Source organism: Thermococcus sp. JCM 11816 (genome assembly GCF_055396515.1).
On sequence record NZ_AP043741.1, the window covers coordinates 1,418,309 to 1,442,670 of the forward strand.

The window sequence follows — 24,362 nt, forward strand, 5'->3', positions numbered from 1 at the left end:
ATATTTTCCATTGTTCTCTATTTAAACCCACCGTTGCTCAGCCCCAGGTTACGTGCCTGTTAACCGCAAAGCGCACGATGAAAGACACAACTATTCCAATCAGATTCGCGAGAAGGTAGTGCACTCCAACTGCCATAAGGATAACGTAGATCGCCCACTGGACAAGGGCGCCGCTCAAAGCCGCAACGTGAAAGCTGGCCAGCCTCTTCAGGAGGGGTTTATTCTTCAGATCCCTAAAAGTCCAGAGGTCGTTCCACGTAAAGTTGTTGAGTATGGCGAGCTCAGTTGCCAGGATGTTGGAGAACACCTTGTCCCATCCAAAAAACTCCACAAACGCCCAGAGGAAACCTTCGTTTACGAGGACACCAGAGAGACCAACCAGGGAGAACTTCACTAGCCTGTCTATTTCCCCCTCCCACCTCATAAGCCTGTAGATGTGTCTGAGATAGTTTACAATAGTCCTGCTTCCGAGCTTGCTTTCTCCGGCTTTTCTCAGCCCGAATGTGAAGGGAACTTCCTTGACGTTAGTGTAGTGTCCCTTAACCAGTATCTCCATGAGAATCTTAAATCCAACTGGATTAAGTTTGACGCCATCAACGACTTCCCTTTTGAGGGCAAAGAAGCCGCTTACAGGATCCCTTACGCTCCTAATCTTAGGCAGTGCAACGCGGCCTATCATGATTGCCCCCCTGGATATCAGCTTCCTGTACCAGTACCAGTTCTTAACGGCGCCGCCTGGAACGTACCTGCTGGCTATCGCGATGTCTGCACCCCGTTTTATCGCCTCAATGAGCTCGGGAACCTTCTCGGGTGGATGCTGAAGGTCCGCATCCATCACAACGAATACGTCACCAGAGGCCTCCTTAAACCCGCGAATTACGGCAGAAGAGAGCCCTTTTTCTTTCGTCCTCCTGATGACCTTAATGGGGTACTTCCTTGCCAGCTCCTCCGCGAGCTCCCACGTCTTATCAGGTGAATCATCGTCAACTACCACAATCTCGTACTCATAACCCCGAAGCGCCCGCGAGAGCCTCTCAACGAGTTCTGGCAGATTCTCCCTTTCATTGTACGTAGGGATTACAACGCTGATTTTCACCGTCTAACACCCCGCTTTGTCTGGATAGTCCGTAAACTTTATAAGTCCTTTTGGTGCCCTATCATCGGGCAGTGGGGCCGTGGGGTAGCTTGGTCTATCCTTCCGGCTTCGGGAGCCGGAGACCCGAGTTCAAATCTCGGCGGCCCCACCACAACAGCCCTTTCTTACGAAAGCGCTGGCGGAAAGTTAGTATGCGTTTTTAAAGAGCTAGCCTTTGAGTGGGTTTACTTACCGAGTTGCTAGATTCAAAAGGATTTTATCACCGTATAGTGCCCGAAGGGCACTAAAAAGAAAGCCAAAATCACAATCAGCTGGGGGATTTTGGAGTTAAACCCACTCAAACTCGCTTTATAGTGGAGCATACACTCCTCAATAAGCAAAGTTCGAGAAGAAGAGCAACTTTTGCTCAAGCTTTTTCCAAAAGCTTGAAGGGCAAAGTTTCATCAAAGATGGAATGTCCTTTTGAGCTTCCTGTTTTCCAGTGATTCTCAATGCTCAACTAGCGGTTTCAAGGGGGTTTACTCACAGTATAACGCCCGAAAGGCGTTAAAAATAAGAAAACCCGCATTACTCTGCCCCTCTACCAAGAGAATCTAATCGCATCAAGCCAACATCAAGAAGACATTCGAGCTTTTGGTGAAGCTTTTCTCAAAAGCTTCCTCCGCGAAGTTTGATCAAGGCTCGTGGTTCTTTTCTAAAATTGCTGTTTACTGAGGATTTTCAAGATACACAAGCCAGACATCAGTGAATTCCCCTAAGTTTCAGCCTGATGAAAAGGAGTTTTCTCGCCTTGACGCCCTACGGGCGTCAATTAAAAAGCAAACTCAAGAAAAACAAGCGAATTAAAAATAGAATTCACGACTCAAGACAGTATTCAAAAGGAAAATCCTATTAAAACAGCCCTTTAGTCAAGAATCACAAACTTTGATGAAACTTTGCTGGGCAAAGTTTCAGCGCCGCTTTCACTAGCGTTCAAGCGTCCTTAACGGATGGCGGAAGGATAGTATGCTTTTGAAACAGGCTAAATTTTATGAGAGGTTTACTTATCAATTTGCCAATCGCATGGGATTTCCCCACAGTATAGCGCTCTTCGAGCGCTAAAAAGAAAGGTGAAATCACAATTAACGAGAGATTTGAGAGCAAATCCGCACAAAGTTGCCTTCTGAGCAGGCATACACCTCTTAACAGGCAAGTTCAAAAAGAAGGGTAAATCTTGATCGGGTTTTTGAAAAAACTTGAGGGACAAAGTTTCTATCCGCTCAGTGGTGACCGCTCTCATCACCCATCAGGAGGGCTTGGGCGTCATCATCGCTGGACTTAAAAGCCTTCCGGAGTTTTTAACGGTGGTGGTTAAAATGACGATGCGCTTCATTCCGCTCATAGTTGCCAGGCCCGAAGTCCAGATGGCCATAGACGAGGCCATAATGAGAGCGAGAATCGAGGGGAAAGTCCCGGACACTGTGAGGCTCTACGCCTTCTCCCCCAGCTCAGTTACAATCGGCAGGTTCCAGAGCGTAGTCCACGATGTTAATCTCGATGAGGCAAAAAAGCTCCGTATTCCGGTCGTGAGGAGGATAACTGGCGGCGGAAGCGTCTTCCACGACGAGTACGGCGAGATAACTTATTCAATTGTCATCGGGGAAGACTACCATCCTGCCCTTAAGAACGTCGAAGAGAGCTACCGCTACCTAGCGGGCCCGCTCGTGGATGCCCTGAAAGACCTCGGCCTTAAAGCGGGCTTCTCAGGACTGAACGACATAGTTGCCAACGGGAAGAAGATAAGCGGCTCGGCCCAGACGAGGAGACGGGGAGTAATCCTCCAGCACGGCACCTTTATGTATGCAACGAGGGTCGAGATTCTGGGAAGGGTTCTCCGCGTCTCAAAGGAGAAGCTGAAGGACAAAGGTATTTCGAGCATCTGGGAGCGGGTTACAACCCTTGAACGCGAGGGAGTAAAGCTGAGCCGCTGGGAAGCCTACGAACTGCTGAAGGAGAGCTTCTCCAACGCCTTTGAGCTTGAGGAGGGCGAGCTGACAGACTACGAGCTTGAGCTAGCGGAAAAGCTGATAGAAGAGAAGTATAGAAATCCTAAGTGGAACGAGATGCGTTAGGGGAGTTCCCAGTTTTCTCCGATTTTATACTCTTCCACAAGCTCATAGAAAAGCTCGTCCGTTCCAAGCTCTTCCCTTAGCCTTCTGAAGTTCTCTTCAAGGCGGGGAAGCCTGCCCTTTGAGCGCCTCAGCATCTCGTTGCCTATCTCAACCGCAAAGCGGAGGTAGCCGTCATCGACGAGAACTCTGCCGTCCCTGCCGAGCGGTGCCGTCAGGTACTCAGTGGCGTTTATCTCAACAAGATAGCGCTTTGAGATAACCTTGAAGGTAGTGTACTTGAAGCCCGATGCCAGTCCGAGCTCGTGGAGCTTCCTGGCCTTCTCAAGGTCTTCAGCTACCACGTGGAATATCGGCGGCTGACTCTTGAGGAAAATTACGCCCTCCTTCGCGTTCTTCAGGGCCTCCTTAGCCTCTTCGAACTCAACCGGTCTGTGGACTTTTATCAACCAGCGGGAGAGGGGCTTTGCACCCAGAGCTGGTTCCTCGATGATGCCGATCCTCCCGGAGCACGAAGAGGTTGTGTAGATGCCCTTAATGGAGTTGATGAGCAGGAGGAGGTCTATTATGTCCCCGTCAACCTTTCCATCTCTCATGGCCGTGAACAGGCTTTGAAGGGCTTCTCGCTTGGCTTTCATCTTTAATCCACCTCTGACCTTTTGATTTCACATAATATCAGCCCATACAGGAGTTATCCACCTAAAAGGACACCAGATACCTTCTTCCGCCGATTCTGACGAAAACTTTATAAAGCTAACCCAAAAGCTTAAGCTGGAGATGGCCGGGGTGGTGTAGCCTGGTTAGCACAGGGGACTGTGGATCCCCTAGCCCGGGTTCAAATCCCGGCCCCGGCCCCAGCAAACTTCGCCTGCGCGAAGTTTGATCAAGGCTCGTGGTTCCTTCTAAAATTGCTTTTCTGCAAGGATTTTCACGATATATGAGCTACAAGTTAGTGAATTCCATGACTTTACCCTTCTAAAAGGAGTTTCTAACACCCCGACGCCCTACGGGCGTCGATTAAAAAGAAAACTCACACAGAACAAGCGCAATAAGATTTTGAATCCATAACAAAAATGCTAGTTTATCAGAAAAATCCACTCCAAACAGCCTACAAACAAAAGAACCACAAACTTTGATAGAACCTTACCTCACCTCAAAACTCCGTTTTCTCTTAATCCACTGGGGGGCTAACGCCCCCACACCCCCTGAAATTGTTCGTTCAAAGCTTCTCAGGTGAAATCACCACAAAAGCTCCTATAATATCAACTCCGAAGCGAAAGACAACAACCACAAAAATCAAAAACAAAGATCAAAGCAAGCTTTCAATGAGTTTGTAATCCTCCTCGGGGATTTCTCTCATTGCCTTGCCCATTAAGTGGCCGCTCCACTTCTTCTTGTTCGTGATGAACTTCAGCTTTGGAATGAGCGGCTTGAAATCGAGCTCGCCGAGTTTGACCGGCTTGATCCTCACCCTCAGCGGGTAAGTCTCGTTCGGCACGTGAGCCTTGAAAATCCTGCTTGAGTCCTCGTACGGCTCGCCCACAACCTCGAAAATCCCGACGATCTTCGGTTCGAGGACTTCCTTGTTTTCGCGCTCCTGCTTGAGGTAGATAACGAGCTTATCACCGGGCTTGACTTTGGCGATTGTGTTCCGGTGCCTTCTTGGAACTCCCCAGACGTTCTTCTCCTTAATCACCTTCCAGTTTGCACGGTTGGTAATGCAGAGCCAGTAGGTCATGAGGTTCACCGAGTAAATGTTAAAACCTAAACAACTTAAATACTTGTCCCACATCAAATACCATGGGTGACGCTCATGTTTGAAGAAATTATAAAAAAGCTTCTCGAAACTAACGCTCCTACCACTTCTAAACTCAAAATCCCGTTAGCAGGAATTAAAGCTTTTGAAACAATTATTAAGTCAAAGGAATCAATTGATCCTGATATCGCAGTCAAAATAGCAGTAGCCGAATTCACTAAATATTCTACAGGAGACCCTGAAGTGATAACTAATTTCAAGAAGATTGTCAAAAGAGAATTTTCTAAACTCAACAACCCTAAACTACTAAAGAAAAAAGCGAGAGCTCTCAAGGAGATATGGGAAACCGAAGCTAGAACTTTAACAGCCCAGAGCATACGAAATAAATGGTTATCAATCAGGGTTACAGAAACAGAGTACGAAGCCATTCTCAAACAGGCACAAAAGGAAGGACTTAGTTTATCTGCCTATATCCGAAAGAAATTAGGGTTAAAATACAATTCGTAGATATTGTGTTGCACCAAAAAACTTATATTTATGTTGCACACAATATTATCGAATGTCTTATTAAGACATTCTTTGAGTAACCCATAGGAGGCGTGATTATGGCAGAACCGGTATTAAAATGGGCAGGAGGAAAACGACAGATATTACATGAAATCGTCGCTTTAATGCCTAAAGACTTTAGGGATAGAACATTCCATGAACCATTCTTTGGAGGGGGGGCCGTAACTTTCTGGATGGAACCTGAAAGAGGAACTGTAAATGACATAAACCCCAAGCTGATAAACTTCTACGTAGTAGTCAGGGATCATGTTGATGAGCTCATTGAGGATGCAAAAACACACAAAAACGAAAAAGAATATTTCTACAAGGCCCGAAAAGAGTTTAACGAGATTGTCAGAAACGGATTCGAGATACCGAATGTCAGACTCGCTAGCCTCCTTCTGTATCTCAACAAAACGGCGTTTAATGGACTGTACCGCGAGAATAAGAAGGGAGAATTTAACGTTCCCTTTGGAAGATACAAAAATCCAAAAATAGTTGATGAGGAACGCCTTAGAAAAGCCAGCGAAGTCCTCAAGAAGCTGGAGATATATAACGAGGACTTCACATACATACTGAAAGTTGCCAAACCCGGTGATCTAGTGTATTTCGATCCACCTTACCACCCCGTTTCTGAAACCTCCAGTTTTACCAGTTACTCTAAGGAGGACTTTAACAAAGAAGACCAAGAGCGCCTTAGGGATGTCTGCCTTGAACTTCATGAAAAGGGGGTTTACTTTATTTTGAGCAACTCATATGTAAAACCAGTTCGCGAATTATACGACGGGATAGATGGAATTGAAGTGTTCAAAATCTACGCAAAGAGAGCCATAAACTCAAAAGCCGACCGTAGAGGCGCAGTTCCAGAGATGTTAGTCACAAACATCCCTACGGAGCTGAGGATAGGCAAAAACAAAGCAATAACGCTTTTAAATAATGAAAAAGCCAGAGCCCCCAAAAGAATTTCTCTATTAAACTTCGTGCCTATTGCAGAACGATCAATTTAAAACGACTCTCTTGCGTTTTATTATTTGGTGAGCCCATGTGAGATTAGATGATATTCCAACAATAGTTGCAGGTCTGAAACCAGCTGAGATTAAAGAAACTCAAAAAAGAAGGAAAGTAACCAAAGAAGGCGGGAAAACAGTCTTATACAAAGGTTCTAATGGCACAGAAGTTATCATTGTTAGAACAGACAAATTATGCGTAGGAGACTTTAAGGTAGTTCTGAAACCAAAAAACCAAAAAGAGTTCGCTCCAACTCATGTCAGACTATTCTTTGACCTTTATTTGAAGCGGATCAGCAACGAAGAACTAGCAAGGAAGGTATTCCTAGCATTCGAAAGAATAAACAATGGAGAAGACATTAACAAGGTTGCTAGCTCATTGAGCAATCTAAAATTCAACATGGAACTAGATCCAGCCGATGTAACAGTCTTCTATGGCTCTCTGTTAATGTCAGAACAGGACTGGAACTATGGAACACAAGGTTGTAGAGAAAGCAAACTCGATCCTCCTAGAGAATTTTTGATGCGGTTTATTAGATGGCTCGCCCAATGTGATTACGGAGATATCGACAGAATAATAACAACAGCAGTACGAAACAGGCCTGCACCAGCAAAGTATGGCAAATCTCTATTCGAGATATGGAAGAACTAAATCTTTATGCTATCTTTAAACTTTTTTATGTCCTCCCCATTGCTTGGCTTTCGGAATACAAACAAGTGCTCATGTGCTATCAAGTAAAAGTCCCTTTTCCGGGTCTTCCAGGGTTCAGTTCCCCTCATGTTATGTTGAATTTTGATAATGTCCTCTTTCAGTATAAATCCAACTTCTAAGAATGCCTTCATTACCCTGAATGCTATTGGAACGTAGTGCCTATGTCGTCTAGTGTCCCCCATTAAAATTGCTGCATATTTTCCAGGCTTGAGCACTCGGTAGAACTCCTCAGCAACTTTTTTCATCTCTTGAATGAACTCATCAATTGATTTCACTTTAGATAAATCACCTTCTACCTGAGAACTCGCCCTTTTAGTATACCCAATGATGTTTGCATAAGGGGGATGGGTCGCTATTAAGTCAATGCTATCATCTCCAATCTTGTCTAAATTTCTAGCATCCCCATGATAAAGATGTATTTCGGGTTTGACCCATTCTATCTCCTCTTTTAATCCTAGATAAGAATCCAACGTGGATGTTTTATCAGATATAGGATCATACTCAAAATTCAACCGATCCCATGCCACCATAAGTGCATCATAATTTATATCAACACCAATTCCATGCCGCCCTAACAACTTACACTCTATCAAAGTTGTTCCACTTCCCAGAAATGCATCAAGAACCACATCTCCAGGTTTTGTGTATCGAAGAATCAAGTTTCGAGGAACTTGAGGTGCCCAATTACCCCTATATTTAGCATTCGCATAATGAGTGGCCCATCTTCCCCTCTCAGGAAAACTCCAAACAGTAGTAGTTTCCAGCTTAAAGTTTTGGGGCTGGAATGTTTTGATCGGGATAGGTCTGCCGATTTCTATCTTTTGATTCTCAATGATGACGTAAGAATGAGATTTAATAAAATTAAGATATTCCTCAAATGTAACCTCTCTCATAAGCCTGCCCACCTTGTTCTAGTTTAAAACGCAAACTCCTCCACCGAGAACTCTTCCATGACCCTCTCGAAGTCGTTCTCCGGGGCGTAGGTAAAGCCGCATTTGGAGCACTTCAAGATGCCCTTCTCCTCGTGGAGCGGCGAGAAGCAGACGGGACAGCGGTACTCCTCGCGGTGGAGCCTCTCATAGACCTCATCGCGCATCACAACCAGGTTGAGCTCGCTCTCCCAGTCCTCGTGGAGCATGCCCCAGTAGGGGGTCTCAACGGGGTAGAAGTCCTCAAGGATGAGGGCGTTTATCCCTATTCCCTTTACCCCGGGTGGGAGCTTTCCGGCCGGTTCAATCGAGACAACGTACTGGTCGTAGAACTCTATGTGCTCCGTCCTGATGGTCAGTCCCCTGGAGAGCTTCGAACGGAGAGGGATGAGCTGGAGGAAAAGAGCCTCCCTCTCGACGTCCCAGCTAGCGCTTATTGAAACGCTCCCCTTAGTGAAGAACTGGGTGATAAAGCGGTCGTCCCTATCCTCCCCAGCTAGGTGAAAGCCCAGCTTGGCCATTGCCCTGCCCAAGAAGTTCGGCCTCGGAAGCTTCTGGTAGTTTATCAGATACTCCCCTATCCATCCAGCCAGGGGCATGGAATAGCCTATGAAGGCCTGCTTCTGAACGCGCAGGTAGGCGACGCTGGGAAGGAGCTTGAACTGATTGAGCATCAATGGATAAACGGCGTTGTCGTATATATGCTTAACGGAAATCGAACCCACGAAAAGGAAACCAAGAGGAGAATGTTACGAGCCGAAGAACTCGTCCAGGCTTATGCCCCTCTTTTTCTTCTTTTTGGGCTTTTTCTCGCCGGCTTTATCAGCTTTTCCGAGAGTTTTGTCCGGCAACGGCTCTTTTTTGACAGACTTTTCGACGCCGGTAAGGGGTTTTATTTTCTTCTCCGAATGCTTTGGCTTTTTCTCTTCTTTCTTTTTCGCGGGTTCTTTGTCCCGTCCAGAGGATTTCGAAGCCGAACTCCCAGACTTTTTGCCAGCCTTTCCGTTCTTTCCATTGAACTCATCGAGGTAGCCGTTCTTTCCGTTGGAATGACCAGTCCTCTCCTTGACCATCTTCTCACAGATATCAGCCGAAAAGCCCATGAGGGTCCTCTGCCTCTCAGGAAAGACATTCTCGAAGAGTGTCTTTATGTCCTTCTCGGTTATGCATATCCTCTGCCTCGTGTAGTCCTTTACTCTGTACTTAGTAACGAGCATCTTGGCCGTGGGCAGGTACTTTTCTATTGCACCCTTGCTGACGGTGAGGACTATCTTTCCGCCGCACTTCGGGCACTTGCCGGTCAAAGGTGGCCTTCTGTACTTCGTGTTGCACTTGACGCAGCGGAACTCCTGCCTCGTGAAGCTCCTAAGGTTGCCTCTAAGGTCCGGAACGAGGTGAGAGTTAATTATCGTCTCGGCCACGTGGTGCTCATCCACGGCCCTTATCCTCTCTGCCAGAGCGAGCTGTCTGGCGACCTTCTCTTCCATGTCGCCGAGCTGTTTGTACAGGCTCATCTTCGGGCCGAGACCGATGTCGTCCGTATCGTGGGTGAACTTTATCCCCTCGTACATCTCGGGCTTGCCCAGGCGGTCCTCGACGCGCTCGATGACCTTAACTTCCTTTGGAGACTTAAGCTCGTAGGTGGCCTTGTAGAACTCGAGAGGATAGTACCTGACCACATCCATGTTGTGAACCTCGCTGTCTACCTCCCTCGGGTCAAGACGGGTGGTAACGACCAGAGGAGCGTCCATCTTGCCGCCGCGCTTTTCGGGAAGATAGTACTTGCTGAAGTTGAGGAGGGCATCGAGGAGGAGCATTACAGCGTCTTCGTCACCGTCGCATTGGTGTGTTACAATATTTTCGTTAATCAGTACATTATGATACTTTCTAGCTTTCAATGAGAACACAAAAGCATCTTTTGAAGTGATGTATTCAATGCGCCTAACTTTCACCAGCCAGCCGTTCTGTGAGGAATATCTATCCCGAGCTGGAGATTTCTCAGCATGAAGCTCATAGATTGAGTTCTTGCGTTCACTCACAAAGCCAATACTCTTGAAGAACCTGTGGTAGTGCTCACCCGCAATGTTAAGGGCGTAGACTTTTGAAACTGGAGCCTCAGTTCCGCGTTCAACGTGATACAGTCTCCCGCGAGCGTTGCCTCTATTGGCATTATTGTCAAAGGTGTAATAGCCACGAATGCCGAACTTGGCAAGCAACAGTGTCTCAATGTCCTCAAGGAGGGCCTTATTAACACTATACGCTACCACACGAGGCACGGACTTAAGGGCACTTCCATCTCCCTCGAAGTATGCCTTAAGCATCTCTGCAACGGCTTCACGTGGCAGTGTGAAAACAAGAGACGGAACGCGCTTGCTGTATGCGTTCTTTCCAGTCTTCAGAACTTCCGTAAACAGCAGGTAGAGAATGCGTGAGCCAACTGTAACCTTCTCGCCCCTCTCGTAGATACCAAAACCGTCTCCGAAAGCTTCTCTGAGTGCCCTTTTGAGGTCTTCCCTAACCTCTTCATCTGCTATCGAGAAGCTCAGCTGGTAGACGCTTTCACTCTCCCGTGCATAGCCCTCGGCAAGGTAGTACCCAACGACGCGGAGGAGAGGCTTGAGAGGCACGAACCGCTTGATTCTTACTTTATCGCGCTTAAATCCAAGCCAGCAGGAAGGTACTTCCTCAATGGATATCTCTTTCTCCGTGAGAACCCTTAGAAGGACGCTCAAAGGTATGGAGTCTCTGCGCAGGTAGTCTTCTTTTACATCAGCCTCAACTGAGCGGAGCCACTCTGCTATTCCACGAACCATTATCCTATCGTGAAGATGAGCAAACTCCTCTCTGGAGAACTCCTTCAGCAGATCAATGTACTCTGTGTTCTTTTCTGGAAACTTCAAATTAGGCACGAGGATCCTATCTCCTTCCCTGACCTCAAAGGCCCTCTTCTCAACGAACTTGCCGTTTTCGTAGACGAGCACAGGATGGTCAACAGTCGTCTCAAAGCTCCTGCCGAGCTCAAGCTCGAACCTTATCAAATGATCCGTCGATGGAGCCTTTATGACGTCCTCTATGTCAGTAAGGACGACCTTTCCGCTCTCTGGGTCAAATGAATAAACTTTGACGTCCGCCTTCGGCTTCTTTCTCACGTAGGCCATGTTTTCGTACCGCTCGTCTTCAAAGAGGTCGTAGAGTTCCCTGAGGGTTATCCTCTGAGGAAGGCCGTTGATCTGGACGAGTATCCTCGTGTCACCTGGGAAGCAGTTCCTCCTCTTCGCCGCATGGTAATACGGATGAGCGTAGCCAACGAGAACGTCTGAAAAGCCGATTATCCTTCCGATGATTCCAGCCGAGGTGTGTGGGGCGAGACCTATAACGAGGTGACCCACAAGGTCTTCCATCTTCTCGGCGTTGTAAAACCTGGGTAATCCGTAGAACTTCTCAAGGAGGTCGTCTATGAAGCGCGCCACCTTGAGGAGGTACCTCCCAGCCTCGTAGGGTAGAATAACGTCCTGGACCTTCAGCTCGAGTATCTGGTCGTCCCTCTCGAGGGGCTTGCCCTCGAAGTCATGGGTGTAGCCGAGCTCCCTCAGCTTTTCAACGCTAGTTCCTATCTCTTTCGGCTTGAAGTGGGTTATTGGAGCGTCGGTTGCGTCGAAACGGATTGTACCATCTTTAAAGACGTAGACGTCGTTTTTAACACGGAGAAGACCCTTCTCCAGCGGCTCGGCCATCTTGTAGCCGGAGGTCATACCCTTGACGCCCTTGAGCCTGTCTATGCCGTAGACCTTGACGTTGTCCATGGCCTGCCTTAACAGGTCGGCCGGCTTTATCTCCCTCTCAGCGTAGGGCTTGAGCTCAACGTCGCACTTCGGACAGCGGTAGCCGAAGTCTTTCGCATCGCTCTCAGGATAATCAGCCCCGCACTTCGGGCAGTGCCAGAGGAGCTCCTTCCTGGTTCCACAGACGGGACAGAGGTGCTCCGGACCGACGTGACCACAGTTGGGACACTTGAAGAAGGCTATCTCAACCCTGGCCGTTTTTCCTTCCTCGGCGGCTTTCTTGATGTCTCTGCTCTGGCCGCCGGCAAGGCCTATCGGGAAGAGAACCTGGACCGGCGGCTTCATCTTCCTCTCCTTGGCCTTCTCGGGCCTTCCCATCCTCGCCCCTATCCAGCTTATCCCCCTATCGCGGAGCTTTATCCTGTTGTTCTCGTTGATGATGTCTATGACGGTGTGGAACGGCTTCGCCTTGAACTCCCACTCGAGGTTGCCGAGCGGCGTCAGAAGGGCCGCACTCCAGGGATATTCAACGACGATGACCTTCCTCTTCTTCTCGATCCTCTCAAGCCTGTGAGGCAAGCCGAGGAGCTCAAGGTAGCGTTTGATATTTTTATCGTTCTCAAGGACGACCTTCTTCGCGAAGCGGTTCTTTCTGAACTCGTCCCACTCTATTTGAGCGCCCAAAAGGGCCTTCTGGAGTTCCTCGACTTCCTCCGGCTGAAGGGTGTTCCAGTAGAGGGTGTAGTACGGGTGGAACGGTATGTCGAGAACAGTTGAAAGGTGAATGGCAGTCTCCACATCTGGTTTAACCCTGAGCGGGTCCCTCAAGAGGTTCCACAGGAAATCGGGGTCTACCTCAAGGTACTCAGCCGCTTCCTCTACGGCTTCCCTGTCGTTCTCCGCGAAGGGCTGAAGCTCAACCTCGTAGAGGTCTTTGACGGCCTGGACTAGCTCCTGAACCCACCACTCCTCTACGTAGTTAGCCGGGAGGAGCGTCTGGTTGTTCTCGACGAAGTCGCCGAAGTTTACGAGCGCATCGCCAACGTAGAGTATCTCATCAACCTCGTTCCTGACCTTTAGAGCCGTTTCATAGTCATCTACCCTTACCACGCTCCCGTTCTTGAGCCTGACAATCGGACCCTCCACCGTAGTCGCTGGCGTAACTATACAGCCCTTACCGGGCCTCTCGGTCTTCATCTGGGTACCAATCGCTATGAACTCATCGAGGATGAGCATAGTGGCCGGATTGACGCTCCAGGTCGCAAAGCCGGAGACCCTTGAGCGGCCGTACCTGAGTCTGAAGCCGCCGTTGGTCGAAGGCTCGGCGAAGAGGGGCCTTCCACCGATTATCTCCTTGGTGTACTTCTTGTTGGGGGCAATATTGGCCCTGAACTTCTCGTAGAGCTCGTAATAGAAACCCTTCTCGACCTTTTCCTTCTTTTCAGCGACGCTCTCAGTTCCAGCGTCTTCAGCCTTTGAGTCGTCTTTATTCTCTTCACTACTCTTGCCCTTCTCCTTGGCCTCCACGAACTCCTTTATCCAGTCCCAGCCCTCGATCCCCATCTTGTCTATGTACTTCACGAGCTTCTTTGCCTTTTGAAGGACACCCTCAGCGAGAACGAGAATGGCACCGCCGCGGAGGTGATTCGTCTCGACACCGGGAACGTTTCTGTGAGAGACTTCAACTTTATCGGTCTCTTCACCGGTTATCTCGATCGGGATGTTCCTCATGGCGAGCCTTACCTCGTCTGCCTCCGGATGGTACTGCAACCTCGTAACGGCCCTGTGGTAAAGGTCAACTTCCTCGACCATCCTCTCAATGTGTTCATCACTCGGCTTGAAGCGGTCGAGACCGAGCTTCCTCCTCACGTAATCACCAACGAGGACGCTCAAAGCCTGGGCAGTTCCACCAGAACTCCTGATCGGGCCGGCGTAGTAGAGGGCCAAATATTCGCTCCCGTCGGCCCACTCGTTGCGCTTTATTTTGACGTCAGCGATACCTTCCAGTGGAGCGGAAACTATACCTTCCGTTAGAATCGCCAGGGCAGTCCTCACCGCCTGCTCAGCGTACTTTTCCTTGCTACCGAGATCACCGAACTTGCCCTCGATTATCTCATCAACAACTTTAAGGGCAGCTATCTCCTTGCCGTACTCTTTGACGAGCTCCCTAATCCTCTCAGCCACGCCGGGCGGCCCGACGAGACTCTCAACACGGCCGGCCATATCAGTAGCCTGTGGAACCTCAACGTCGAGGCTCGGGTCCTTACCCTGTGCGCGGGCCTTCCTCGCTATCTCATATGCCCTGTCTATCTCGCGCTGGAGTGACTCGAAGTAAGCCTTCATTTCAGGCGAGTAAATCTCCTCGCTCATTCAAACCCCCTCGCAGAACTGGTCAAACCTAACCACAGCCCTCAGCCGGGCGGTTTCAACGTCGATTATCGGAACCCTCGCCGGAGTCGGGATTATGTTCACCATCTTCTGGAATTCAGTCTGCGCCTGCCACGTACCGGTGTTTATGACGAAGACGCCGTTGTACGTCTTGTACTGCATGACGTGGACGTGGCCTGCCTGGAATAGGTCTGGAACGCTCTCGATGACGAGCGTGTCCTCGGGGTCGGGAGCTATCGGAACCTTGTTCCCGAAGGTCGGAGCTATGTGTCTGAGCTTGAGAAGCTCTACCATTGCCTCAGCGGGCCTGTGGTGGCTCCTGTTGGGGACAAAATCAACGACGTCCTCTATTCCCCTGCCGTGGGCTACGAGGAAGTCCCTGCCGTGAAGCCGTATTACGGCAGGATTGCTGATTATCACAGCGTTCTTGAGCTTGTAGAGCGGCTTTGCATACTCTTCGTAGAAGCCCGGCTGCGGAAGGGCCGTTCTGGCCGCGTCGTGGTTTCCAGGCCCGATGAACATCGTTATGTGGTCCGGAACCTGTTTCAGCAAGTTTGCAAGGGCCTCATACTGGTCGAAGATATCTGGAATCGCCAGCTCGTTATACTGGCCTGGATAGATGCCGACGCCGTCAACGACGTCGCCGCCAATAATGATGTACTTGATTCTGCTCACCAGCTCTTCCTCGGTTCTGCTGTTGACCTCGCCGTTGAGCCACTCGAGGAACTTGATAAAAGCTTCCTCGCAGAACTTGTTGCTACCGACGTGGATGTCGCTGAGCAGGATGGCGTAGACTTTCTCCTCAAGCGGTGGTTTTGACCTCTTGAACTTCGGAACGTCCGGGAGGAACACCCTGTTTGCGAAGAATATTCCCTTCCCGGGGGTGCCCCTGAAAGCAACAACCGAATCGGGCATTATCGTGCTGTAGGCTTCCTTTGCACCCTCCTTGTCCGAGCCTATGAAGACCTTGATCCTTCCCGTGGCGTCCTCGATCTCAAAGAGATAGCCCTTTCTTGTCTCGCGCTTTTCATTGACGAGCCCGATTATCGTGACATCATCTTCGCGGACGTAGCTCAGCTTGGCGATATCCACTATCGTGCCGATTTCAGGGTTCTCGCGGAAGATCCTCCGCATCTTCTTAAGCCTGGACTTGAAGTAGCTGGAATATGCCTGGATTATGACCTCACCCTCCTTGCTCTGGGCGTTCTTGACCTTGGGAACCTCGAACTTCACGTTCTTGACGTCAAAGGCCAGCTCCCACTCGTCGGGAATCTCCTTTGCCCTGTAGTGGAAGCCCTCCTTTGGGGCTATCACTAGGTCGGAATACGTCGAATAGGCTTTCTCTTCCTCCGGAGTTTCATCTGCAACGTAGGCTATTGGGACACCGTAGTCACCGTAGACTATCTTCGGCTTGACACCGTTGTCGCCGTTCTCGTAGTACTCTTCAGAGTCCCCATACCCATTCTCACTCCCGTTTTCCAGTGGAAGGGACTCATCAGAGAAGCCGTTTTCATCGGGAAATTCTCCTTCAGGGGACTCTTCTAGGAGGGCCTCATCTTCAGGAGTTCCAGTGGAAATGAAACTCTCCCCCCCAGAGGAGGCCTCTTCTAAAGCTTCTGATTCAGAATCAGAGCCACCATAGTCCACAGATCCAAAGGCATTTCCAGTGGAAATAGAGGTCTCATCCCCCTCAGAAGACTGAACAACTTCAGCACCATCATCCATAGAGGATGATAACTCTGGTTCAGTGTTGATTTCATCCTCCAGTGAAGAGCCTTCAGATGCTAGAGAACTCTCCTCAGCGACGACAACATCTTCAACAGACGCCGCACTTGGCTCAGCTATAGATTCGACCCCATCCTCAACTCCTTCCTGGAGAGAAGATTCAATGGCCCCAGATTCATCAGATTCAGATTCCAGAACTGCCTCCCCGTTAAGTTCTACAGGAGGTTCAGAAGCACCCCTCCCTTGGAATACCGAACTTTCGAGGACGGCGTTTCCACTGGAAATAATGCCCTTCTCCGCTAGGAACTCTCTGGCAAGGTTGGAGTCTACAACGAACGTCCCGCGGTTTTTGGCGAACTTTATCAGCTCGGCCAGGGTAAAGGTCTTCTTGTAGTGATCTGCGAGCAGATAATACGCGGACGGCGTGATAAGGTAGTTGTTCTTAAGGAGGTCCTCCACCAGCATCAGAACAACCTCCTCTGGCGGGAGAGGCTCAGGGTGAGGAGCGGGCGAACCTGCTCATCGTGGCGGTATATGTTCTTCACCATATACGGAGTCACGTTGAGCCTTATCTCCTTTGTTCTCCCATAACGGCCCTTACTGACGACCTTGGCGTTGATAATGCCGAGCATGTCAAGTTCGTTGATCAGATCACTCACGCGCCTCTGGGTGAGGGGCTCAACGTCGAGGCTGTCGCAGAGCATCTTGTAAATTGAGTAAACCTCACCGGTGTTGGCAGGGAGCTCGCCGTTTTCATCGAGCATGACTATCGCGTAGAGGAGAACCTTCGAGTGGAGCGGAAGGGTTTTTATTACCTCCTCCATAGTGTCCTGCTCAATCTTCTCCTGGGCCTTCCAGACGTGCCTCTCTGTAACTTTGCTCGCCCCCTCGCGCTCCGCTATTTCACCCGCAACCCTCAGAAGGTCGAGGGCTCTCCTCGCGTCTCCGTGCTCCCTGGCTGCGAGGGCGGCACACAGCGGCACAACCGCATCGTCCAGCACACCCTCATAAAAAGCCTCCTTGGCACGCTGCATGAGGATGTCCCTGAGCTGGTTCGCGTCGTATGGCGGGAAAACGACCTCCTCTTCGCTCAGGCTGGAGAGAACGCGCGCATCCAGGTACTCTTTGAACTTGAGGTCGTTGGAAATCCCAATGATGCTTACCTTTGCCTTGCTAAGCTCGCTGTTGATCCTCGTCAGAGAATACAGGATGTCGTCTCCACTCTTCTTGATGAGCTTGTCTATCTCGTCGAGGACTATTATAACGAAGCGCTCCTTGGCATCAATGACTTCCTTGAGCTTTGCATAGACCTCATCGGTGGGCCAGCCGACGAGGGGAACCTCGATCCCGCTTTCCTCTTTGAAGTGGTTTACAATCCTTGCGAGAACGCGGTAGTGAGTATCAATTATTTCACAGTTGATATAGATAACCTCAACAGGAATATTGTACTTCTGGGAGATCTTCTTCAGTTCCTCAGTAACGAACTTGACGGTTACGGTCTTTCCAGTTCCAGTTTTTCCATACACAAAAACATTAGACGGAGTTTCACCGCGGAGAACTGGAACAAGAATGTGGGCAAGGTCGTCTATCTGCTTGTGCCTGTGTGGAAGCTCCTTTGGAGTATAGCTGTGCCTAAGCACTTCTTTGTTCTTGAATATCTTCCTGGCATGGAGGTACTTCTCGAATATTGAACTAAGGTAGTCATCGTCCATCGTCCCACTCTCCACTTGAAATCATACTCGATGGAAGTCGTTCCGTCAATATGATAGTGCGCTTTCCATCGAAATGACCAGTACATATCCTTATTTCAACATTTTGATAGGAAATATGGGGAAATATTGAACATTCACGAGGGACTCCACAGGAACCAGCGGATACACTGGAAGGCATACCTATGTGTAGGCCGCTGGTTTATATGGATTGTTGAACATGGAGCTGTCAAAGAATTCCACTCGAAGTTCCAGTTCTAACCTGTGCAAAAAGACCTCTCCAGAGGAAACGCGAAGCAAGCAATGATCAGGGATGCACATACAAGTTTACATTAGACAAACAAAACATCGGTAGGTGTACCTATTTCCACTGAAAGAGGAATGAACAGGAATATACATGAAAACACGAACAATGATGGACAAAAGGGATCATTTTTAGAAAACATCTTTGTTTTCGCAATCTCAAAAAATAAACAATTTTGTAGTCCCCCAGAGTTCTGTTTCCAGTGGAGGCAGCTTTCGTTGTTACACCCATTTTCAATATCGAATTTTGGTGCAAACACTCCCACTTTTTCTTTTCCATCATGTATTTATAATTTTCCATAAACAATGTTCAATAATTAGCGGGTATTAAGATGTAAGATTGAAAAAATACTGAAAGAACAAAGTTTAAATGAACAAAATCATATTTACATTGACACAGACGCTTTAAAAATACCCTTTCTGTTGTTTAAAGCCATCAAATCCATCCATTCTCCGAAAGTTGGTTCCAGTGGAAATAAAACTCTGGGGGGTCTTTTCGATGAGTATCGAAAAAGAGTTCCGTTTCCACTGGAAAACTTGTGCCTAGTGGTATTCTTATGTTCATTAAAGTTCACTTAACCACGTCCCAACGTTTTTAACCCCTTGCATGCACACCACAACGATGATACCGATAACTGTAATCCGCAGGCTTGTTAAGATTAGATATCGGGTGAGGCGGAGCAAGCTCCTACAGATAGGTGCTGCTGTGATAGTTCTCTCCTTAGTCTTTGCCGGACTGTTTGCGTACTTTGAAGGGCTGGACTTCTTCACTGCCTTCTACTGGGCCGTAATAACCATGGCGACGATAGGTTACGGTGATATAACCCCTCAGACGGAGGCGGGAAGAATAGTTGCTATGGTTGCGGCGGTCGCGGGCATCTCTACTTTTACGGCCCTCGTTTCCCTTCTGGCTGAATTCCTAATTTCTTCCTCACTTAGGAGGATGATGGGCATGCACCGTGTTGGGTACTCGGGACATTACGTTGTAATCGGGCAGGGTAGTAGCGTGGCCAGCTTTGTGGACGAGATACTCTCTGCGATGGGCCGAGGAGAGGTTCCCCACAGGCCAGTTGTTGTGGTATTCCCTAACGAAGAAGAGCGCAGGAAGGTTGAGCTTCCAGAGGAAGTCGAGGTTCTTATAGGTGACCCCATCAATAAGGAGACACTCGAAAGGGCCCGGGTCGAGAGTGCTTCCCATGTTGTTCTGGCTCTCGACGATGACTCGAAGTCGGTCTTCGTGACCCTCCGTGTCAAGAGCATTTCCGGTGCAAAGGTGTTCGTGGAAGCCCTGAGCGCGGACAGCATAGACCTGTTGAAACAGGCTGGGGCCGACAGGGTTATCCTCAGCAGAGGTCTAGCGGGTAGGCTGCTCGCCAGCGCCGTCATCGAGCCTGAAGTTGTGGACGTCATTGACGACATAACAAGCTCCCTTGGAGGGTACGACATCACCGTGGTTGAACTCCCAGAAGTCTGGGGTGTGAAGTACTCGGAAGCGCTTGAGCTGGTTCAGAGGAAGTATAATTTGTACGTGATGGGTTACTACACCAACCGCCCAGTGCTCGTTCCAAGGCTTGACTCCCCGGTTCCAGAGGGTTCAAAGCTCATAGTCCTTCGGGAGGTTGGGGATAACGGCATTTAATCCCTTATTTTCTGTTTAATATTCTTTCCTGGCTGCTATTGTAAAATATGGGTCTTTTACAGTTTGATTCTAGAATCGGACGAAATTCTTAAAAGTTTCATTGCCAAGTCCCTGAGGGACATAAAGTATATAACCTCCCCATGTTTTACCCACATCAAAGGTATTGGGTGATGATGATGGCCCGCAAAAAGAAGGTTGAAGATGAAGTCAAAGAGCTTGAGGAGTTTGAAGAGCTCGATGTTGAAGAGTCACTTTCATCGTCGGATAAGCAGTCAAAGCCAGAGAAAAAAATCTCCGCTCTTGAGGATCTCCCTGGCGTTGGTCCTGCCACCGCTGAAAAGCTTCGCGAGGCTGGTTACGACACGATAGAGGCAATAGCGGTTGCCTCGCCGCTGGAGCTTAAGGAGATAGCGGGGATAAGCGAAGGTGCCGCACTCAAGATCATCCAGGCCGCAAGAGAGGCAGCTAACATTGGAACCTTCATGCGCGCCGACGAGTACATGAAGAGGAGAACCACAATAGGCAAGATTTCCACTGGAAGCAAAGCCCTCGACAAGCTCCTGGGCGGCGGCATTGAGACGCAGGCCATCACGGAGGTATTCGGTGAGTTCGGCAGTGGAAAGTGCTTCGCAAAGGACACCAAGGTCTACTACGAGAACGATACGCTAGTTCACTTTGAGTCCATCGAGGATATGTATCACAAATACGCATCCCTCGGAAGAGAGGTTCCATTCGACAACGGCTACGCGGTTCCACTGGAAACGGTCTCGGTTTACACATTTGACCCTAAAACAGGTGAGGTAAAGAGGACGAAGGCCTCCTACATCTACCGTGAAAAGGTCGAGAAGCTTGCCGAGATAAGGCTTTCCAATGGATATCTCCTCAGGATCACGCTACTGCATCCGGTTCTCGTCTTCAGGAACGGGCTCCAGTGGGTTCCAGCTGGCATGATCAAGCCGGGTGACCTGATCGTTGGCATAAGAAGCGTTCCTGCTAACGCAGCTACCATTGAGGAGTCCGAGGCTTACTTCCTCGGCCTGTTCGTTGCCGAGGGTACTTCGAACCCGCTCTCCATAACAACAGGATCCGAGGAGCTTAAGGACTTCATAGTTTCTTTTATCGAAGATCACGACGGCTACACTCCGACGGTTGAGGTAAGACGCGGTCTCTACAGGATACTCTTTAGAAAGAAGACCGCCGAGTGGCTCGGTGAGCTTGCCACGTCAAACGCATCAACGAAAGTCGTTCCCGAGAGAGTGCTGAACGCTGGAGAATCTGCCATCGCGGCGTTTCTGGCTGGATACTTGGATGGGGATGGCTATTTAACCGAGTCAATAGTTGAGCTGGTCACAAAGAGCCGTGAGCTCGCCGATGGACTTGTCTTCCTACTTAAGAGGCTTGGAATAACTCCGAGGATCTCTCAGAAAACAATCGAGGGAAGCGTTTACTACCGCATCTACATAACGGGTGAAGACAGGAAGACCTTCGAGAAAGTCCTTGAGAAGAGCCGCATAAAGCCGGGCGAGATGAACGAGGGCGGCGTTGGCAGGTATCCACCCGCCCTGGGCAAGTTCCTTGGAAAGCTCTACTCGGAGTTCAGACTGCCTAAGAGGGACAATGAGACGGCTTACCACATACTCACGAGAAGCAGGAATGTGTGGTTCACCGAGAAGACTCTCTCCAGGATAGAAGAATACTTTAGGGAAGCCCTTGAGAAGCTTTCCGAGGCCAGAAAGGCACTGGAAATGGGCGATAAACCCGAGCTCCCGTTCCCGTGGACGGCCATCACGAAGTACGGCTTTACAGCCAGGCAGGTGGCGAACTACCGGACGAGAGGACTTCCAAAGAGGCCCGAGCTGAGGGAGAAAGTTGTTTCAGCGCTCCTCCTGGAGATCGAGAGGCTGGAAGGAGCTGCAAAGCTTGCCCTAGAAACGATAGAGCTCGCGAGAAGGCTGGAGTTCCACGAAGTCTCGTCCGTTGAGGTCGTTGACTACAACGACTGGGTCTACGATCTGGTCATTCCAGAGACCCACAACTTCATCGCACCGAACGGTCTCGTGCTCCACAACACCCAGCTCGCCCACACACTCGCCGTCATGGTTCAGAAGCCGCCCGAGGAAGGTGGTCTCGGCGGTTCCGTCATCTGGATTGACACTGAGAACACCTTCAGGCCTGAGAGGATAAAGCAGATCGCCGAAAACCGCGGCCTCGATCCTGAGGAGACCCTCAAGAACATCTACGTTGCGAGGGCGTTCAACAGCAACCACCAGATGCTCCTCGTCGAGAAGGCCGAGGAGATAATCAAGGAGAAGGCTGAGAGCGACAGGCCTGTAAAACTTCTCGTCGTGGATTCACTCATGGCGCACTTCCGTGCCGAGTACGTGGGAAGAGGCACGCTGGCTGAGAGACAGCAGAAGCTCGCCAAGCACCTCGCCGACCTCCACAGGTTGGCCGACCTCTATGACATAGCGGTCTTTGTAACCAACCAGGTTCAGGCGAAACCGGATGCCTTCTTCGGTGATCCTACGAGGCCTGTCGGCGGCCACATCCTAGCCCACAGCGCCACTCTCAGGGTCTACCTCAGGAAGGGCAAGGCCGGAAAGAGGGTCGCTCGCCTGATAGACAGCCCGCACCTTCCCGAGGGGGAGGCGGTCTTCAGGATAACCGAGAAAGGTGTCGAGGACTGAAGGCTTTAAATACCCTCTTCTTTTACCCATTTCCATGTCCAAGGACAAAGTAACGGTCATCACATCACCATCAACCGAAGAACTCGTTTCGCTCGTCAATTCAGCTCTCTTAGAAGAGGCCATGCTGACGATTTTTGCCCGCTGTAAGGTCCACTACGATGGAAGAGCAAAGAGCGAGCTCGGTTCCGGTGACAGGGTTATCATAGTCAAGCCCGACGGTTCTTTTCTCATTCACCAGAGCAAGAAGCGCGAGCCCGTGAACTGGCAGCCACCTGGGAGCAGGGTGAGGCTGGAGCTGAGGGAGAACCCGGTCCTCGTCTCGATACGGAGAAAGCCTAAGGAGACCCTTGAGGTCGAGCTCGAAGAGGTCTACATGGCCTCAGTCTTCCGCGCCGAGGACTACGAGGAGCTCGCCCTTACGGGGAGCGAGGCCGAAATGGCTGAGCTTATCTTTGAAAATCCAGAGGTCATAGAACCCGGCTTCAAGCCGCTGTTCAGGGAGAAGGCGATAGGAACTGGAATCGTTGATGTCCTTGGAAGGGACAGTGAGGGGAATATAGTTGTCCTTGAGCTTAAGCGCAGGAGGGCGGAACTCCATGCCGTTAGACAGCTCAAGAGCTACGTCGAGATTCTGAGAGAGGAGTACGGCGATAAAGTCCGTGGAATTCTCGTTGCTCCCTCGCTCACTTCTGGGGCAAAAAGACTCCTGGAAAAGGAGGGCCTCGAGTTCAGGAAGCTCGAACCGCCTAAAAGAGACTCCAAAAAGAAGGGCAGACAGAAGACACTGTTTTAGCCGATCTGCATCTCCTGCGGGAGCATCTCCCTAACCTTGACTACTGTTATGGAGTCTCTTCTCTCCATCTCCACGACCCTCCCGAGGCCGAGGAGCTTCACCCTCGCCCTGCAGACGGTCACCTCCCTCTCATCGCTCTCCTCCCACGGAACTCTCATGTTGAGCTCTCTGGCCTCTATTAACTCGGTTATTAGCCCTTCTGTTCCTGTTCTAACGTCTTCAAACGGTTCGTACGTCAGAAATAGCCTCCTTAAGTCTTCCATAGCCCTCTCAACTGCGAGGACGTTTCTGGCACTTCTGAGCTCGATTGTCCGGTAGGGGTTCCTCAAAAGCTCGTCGAGGAGCCTCCTTGCGATTCCAGCTATCAGCACTGCCTCCATGGCCATCACCTCACAGGTACAGGCTCTCGTACTGCTTCTCGGCCCTCTGTCTGGCCTGCTCCATCTGCTCGTGCATCTTCCTCAGCTGCTCCTCTATCATCCTGGCCTCCTGGAGGAGAGGCTCAGTGCTGAAGTCGAGGCTGGTGAGCTTCTTGACTACTTCCAGGACGTTTGCTGCTGCCCTCGGATCGGGCCTGTCGCCGAAGGTCTCACCCATTAGCGCGTAGGCGTTCAGGCCCTTCCTGCTAGCTTCCCAGAGGAGCTTCCCGCTCATGCCCATTATCGAGCCGTACTGGAGTATCTTAACCCCCTTCTCCTCAAGCTCCTTGTTGAGCTCATCTCTGGAACCGACGCCCCAGACCTCAAGCTGCTCCTTGAAGAAGCCTATCCCTATGCCGCCCATCGAAATTACCTTCTCGGCCTTCATCTCGCTCAGGTAGTTCACAAGCTCCTTGGCTATCTCGTTGACGAGCGTGGGTGGGACGTAGATGTCCGCTACCGCAACTATGATGTTGTCCTTTCCGTAGAACCTCAGCGGCGGGTTCGGCTTCCCCTCAAGGATCAGGGCCATCGGCGGCAAGAACGGGCTTTCTACGTAGCCTATCATGTCCATCTTCAGCTCCTTCGCCAGAAAGTTCGCCGCTATATGACCCACGAGGCCTATCCCGGGGTAGCCCTCTATGAGAATCGGGTTCTTGACCTCAGGCAGGACGAGCTTGACCGGCTTCCCGTTCTCCATTCTCTCACCTCCGGAAAACTTTAGTTTCCAAAGGTTATTAAACTTTCGGAGTTTGGTTTCCAC

General features: G+C 50.0%; 17 protein-coding genes and 2 tRNA genes. 9 read left to right on the forward strand and 10 right to left on the reverse strand.

What is annotated here, in order from left to right:
* Window positions 1-37 precede the first annotated feature (37 nt).
* Window positions 38-1,096 carry a glycosyltransferase gene (locus tag ACZ5TN_RS08095; RefSeq protein ID WP_464916450.1) on the reverse strand — a complete coding sequence of 353 codons (1,059 nt, stop codon included), beginning with the start codon at window positions 1,094-1,096 and terminating at the stop codon, window positions 38-40.
* 73 nt (window positions 1,097-1,169) lie between these two features.
* On the opposite strand from ACZ5TN_RS08095, the gene ACZ5TN_RS08100 reads away from it, so the two are divergent.
* A tRNA-Pro gene (locus ACZ5TN_RS08100) sits at window positions 1,170-1,247 on the forward strand.
* A gap of 1,210 nt (window positions 1,248-2,457) precedes the next feature.
* Window positions 2,458-3,207, forward strand: coding sequence for a lipoate--protein ligase family protein (locus ACZ5TN_RS08105; RefSeq protein WP_011250859.1), 750 nt, complete (start codon window positions 2,458-2,460; stop codon window positions 3,205-3,207).
* On the opposite strand, the gene taw3 is transcribed toward ACZ5TN_RS08105, so the two are convergent.
* Window positions 3,204-3,842: a tRNA(Phe) 7-((3-amino-3-carboxypropyl)-4-demethylwyosine(37)-N(4))-methyltransferase Taw3 gene (gene taw3 / locus ACZ5TN_RS08110; protein ID WP_464916451.1), complete on the reverse strand. Its 639-nt coding sequence runs from the start codon at window positions 3,840-3,842 to the stop codon at window positions 3,204-3,206. The two genes, ACZ5TN_RS08105 and taw3, sit on opposite strands and share 4 nt — an antisense overlap.
* A 142-nt stretch (window positions 3,843-3,984) precedes the next feature.
* Here taw3 and ACZ5TN_RS08115 point away from each other — a divergent pair.
* A tRNA-His gene (locus ACZ5TN_RS08115) sits at window positions 3,985-4,061 on the forward strand.
* A 452-nt stretch (window positions 4,062-4,513) separates the two neighbouring features.
* Here ACZ5TN_RS08115 and ACZ5TN_RS08120 read toward each other — a convergent pair.
* Window positions 4,514-4,942, reverse strand: a complete 429-nt coding sequence (locus ACZ5TN_RS08120) for an EVE domain-containing protein (protein ID WP_464917585.1) — start codon at window positions 4,940-4,942, stop codon at window positions 4,514-4,516.
* A 75-nt stretch (window positions 4,943-5,017) separates the two neighbouring features.
* On the opposite strand from ACZ5TN_RS08120, the gene ACZ5TN_RS08125 reads away from it, so the two are divergent.
* From ACZ5TN_RS08125 to ACZ5TN_RS08135, 3 genes are all read left to right on the forward strand, one after another.
* On the forward strand, window positions 5,018-5,467 hold the full coding sequence (locus ACZ5TN_RS08125; RefSeq protein WP_464916452.1) for a plasmid mobilization protein: 450 nt from the start codon (window positions 5,018-5,020) through the stop codon (window positions 5,465-5,467).
* 98 nt (window positions 5,468-5,565) lie between these two features.
* A complete protein-coding gene (locus tag ACZ5TN_RS08130) occupies window positions 5,566-6,513 on the forward strand; it encodes a DNA adenine methylase (RefSeq protein ID WP_464916453.1) in 948 nt (315 codons plus the stop codon).
* A gap of 37 nt (window positions 6,514-6,550) precedes the next feature.
* Window positions 6,551-7,165: a hypothetical protein gene (locus tag ACZ5TN_RS08135; RefSeq protein ID WP_054839463.1), complete on the forward strand. Its 615-nt coding sequence runs from the start codon at window positions 6,551-6,553 to the stop codon at window positions 7,163-7,165.
* Here ACZ5TN_RS08135 and ACZ5TN_RS08140 read toward each other — a convergent pair.
* The 5 genes from ACZ5TN_RS08140 to ACZ5TN_RS08160 form a co-directional block, all read right to left on the reverse strand.
* On the reverse strand, window positions 7,162-8,118 hold the full coding sequence (locus tag ACZ5TN_RS08140) for a TRM11 family SAM-dependent methyltransferase (RefSeq protein WP_464916454.1): 957 nt from the start codon (window positions 8,116-8,118) through the stop codon (window positions 7,162-7,164). The two genes, ACZ5TN_RS08135 and ACZ5TN_RS08140, sit on opposite strands and share 4 nt — an antisense overlap.
* 23 nt (window positions 8,119-8,141) lie before the next feature.
* Window positions 8,142-8,828, reverse strand: a complete 687-nt coding sequence (locus tag ACZ5TN_RS08145) for a hypothetical protein (protein ID WP_011250855.1) — start codon at window positions 8,826-8,828, stop codon at window positions 8,142-8,144.
* A 75-nt stretch (window positions 8,829-8,903) separates the two neighbouring features.
* A complete protein-coding gene (locus ACZ5TN_RS08150) occupies window positions 8,904-14,306 on the reverse strand; it encodes a DNA-directed DNA polymerase II large subunit (RefSeq protein ID WP_464916455.1) in 5,403 nt (1,800 codons plus the stop codon).
* Window positions 14,307-16,514 (reverse strand): DNA-directed DNA polymerase II small subunit, encoded by a 2,208-nt coding sequence (locus ACZ5TN_RS08155; protein WP_464916456.1) that lies wholly within the window; start codon window positions 16,512-16,514, stop codon window positions 14,307-14,309. It lies immediately after the preceding gene.
* A complete protein-coding gene (locus tag ACZ5TN_RS08160) occupies window positions 16,514-17,761 on the reverse strand; it encodes an ORC1-type DNA replication protein (protein ID WP_011250852.1) in 1,248 nt (415 codons plus the stop codon). Before ACZ5TN_RS08160 ends, ACZ5TN_RS08155 begins: the two co-directional genes overlap by 1 nt.
* A gap of 922 nt (window positions 17,762-18,683) precedes the next feature.
* Between ACZ5TN_RS08160 and ACZ5TN_RS08165 the strand changes: the two genes are divergently transcribed.
* From ACZ5TN_RS08165 to nucS, 3 genes are all read left to right on the forward strand, one after another.
* Complete coding sequence (locus ACZ5TN_RS08165) at window positions 18,684-19,700, forward strand: potassium channel family protein (protein ID WP_048053875.1); 1,017 nt, start codon at window positions 18,684-18,686, stop codon at window positions 19,698-19,700.
* A gap of 176 nt (window positions 19,701-19,876) precedes the next feature.
* Window positions 19,877-22,387: a DNA repair and recombination protein RadA gene (gene radA, locus ACZ5TN_RS08170; RefSeq protein WP_464917586.1), complete on the forward strand. Its 2,511-nt coding sequence runs from the start codon at window positions 19,877-19,879 to the stop codon at window positions 22,385-22,387.
* Between the two features lie 34 nt (window positions 22,388-22,421).
* Window positions 22,422-23,180 carry an endonuclease NucS gene (gene nucS / locus ACZ5TN_RS08175; protein ID WP_464916457.1) on the forward strand — a complete coding sequence of 253 codons (759 nt, stop codon included), beginning with the start codon at window positions 22,422-22,424 and terminating at the stop codon, window positions 23,178-23,180.
* On the opposite strand, the gene ACZ5TN_RS08180 is transcribed toward nucS, so the two are convergent.
* Entirely contained in the window at window positions 23,177-23,560 is a 384-nt protein-coding gene (locus ACZ5TN_RS08180; RefSeq protein ID WP_011250848.1) for a DUF473 domain-containing protein, read from the reverse strand. The genes nucS and ACZ5TN_RS08180 overlap by 4 nt on opposite strands.
* A 10-nt stretch (window positions 23,561-23,570) precedes the next feature.
* Window positions 23,571-24,299: a proteasome assembly chaperone family protein gene (locus ACZ5TN_RS08185; RefSeq protein WP_011250847.1), complete on the reverse strand. Its 729-nt coding sequence runs from the start codon at window positions 24,297-24,299 to the stop codon at window positions 23,571-23,573.
* Between the last annotated feature and the right edge of the window lie 63 nt (window positions 24,300-24,362).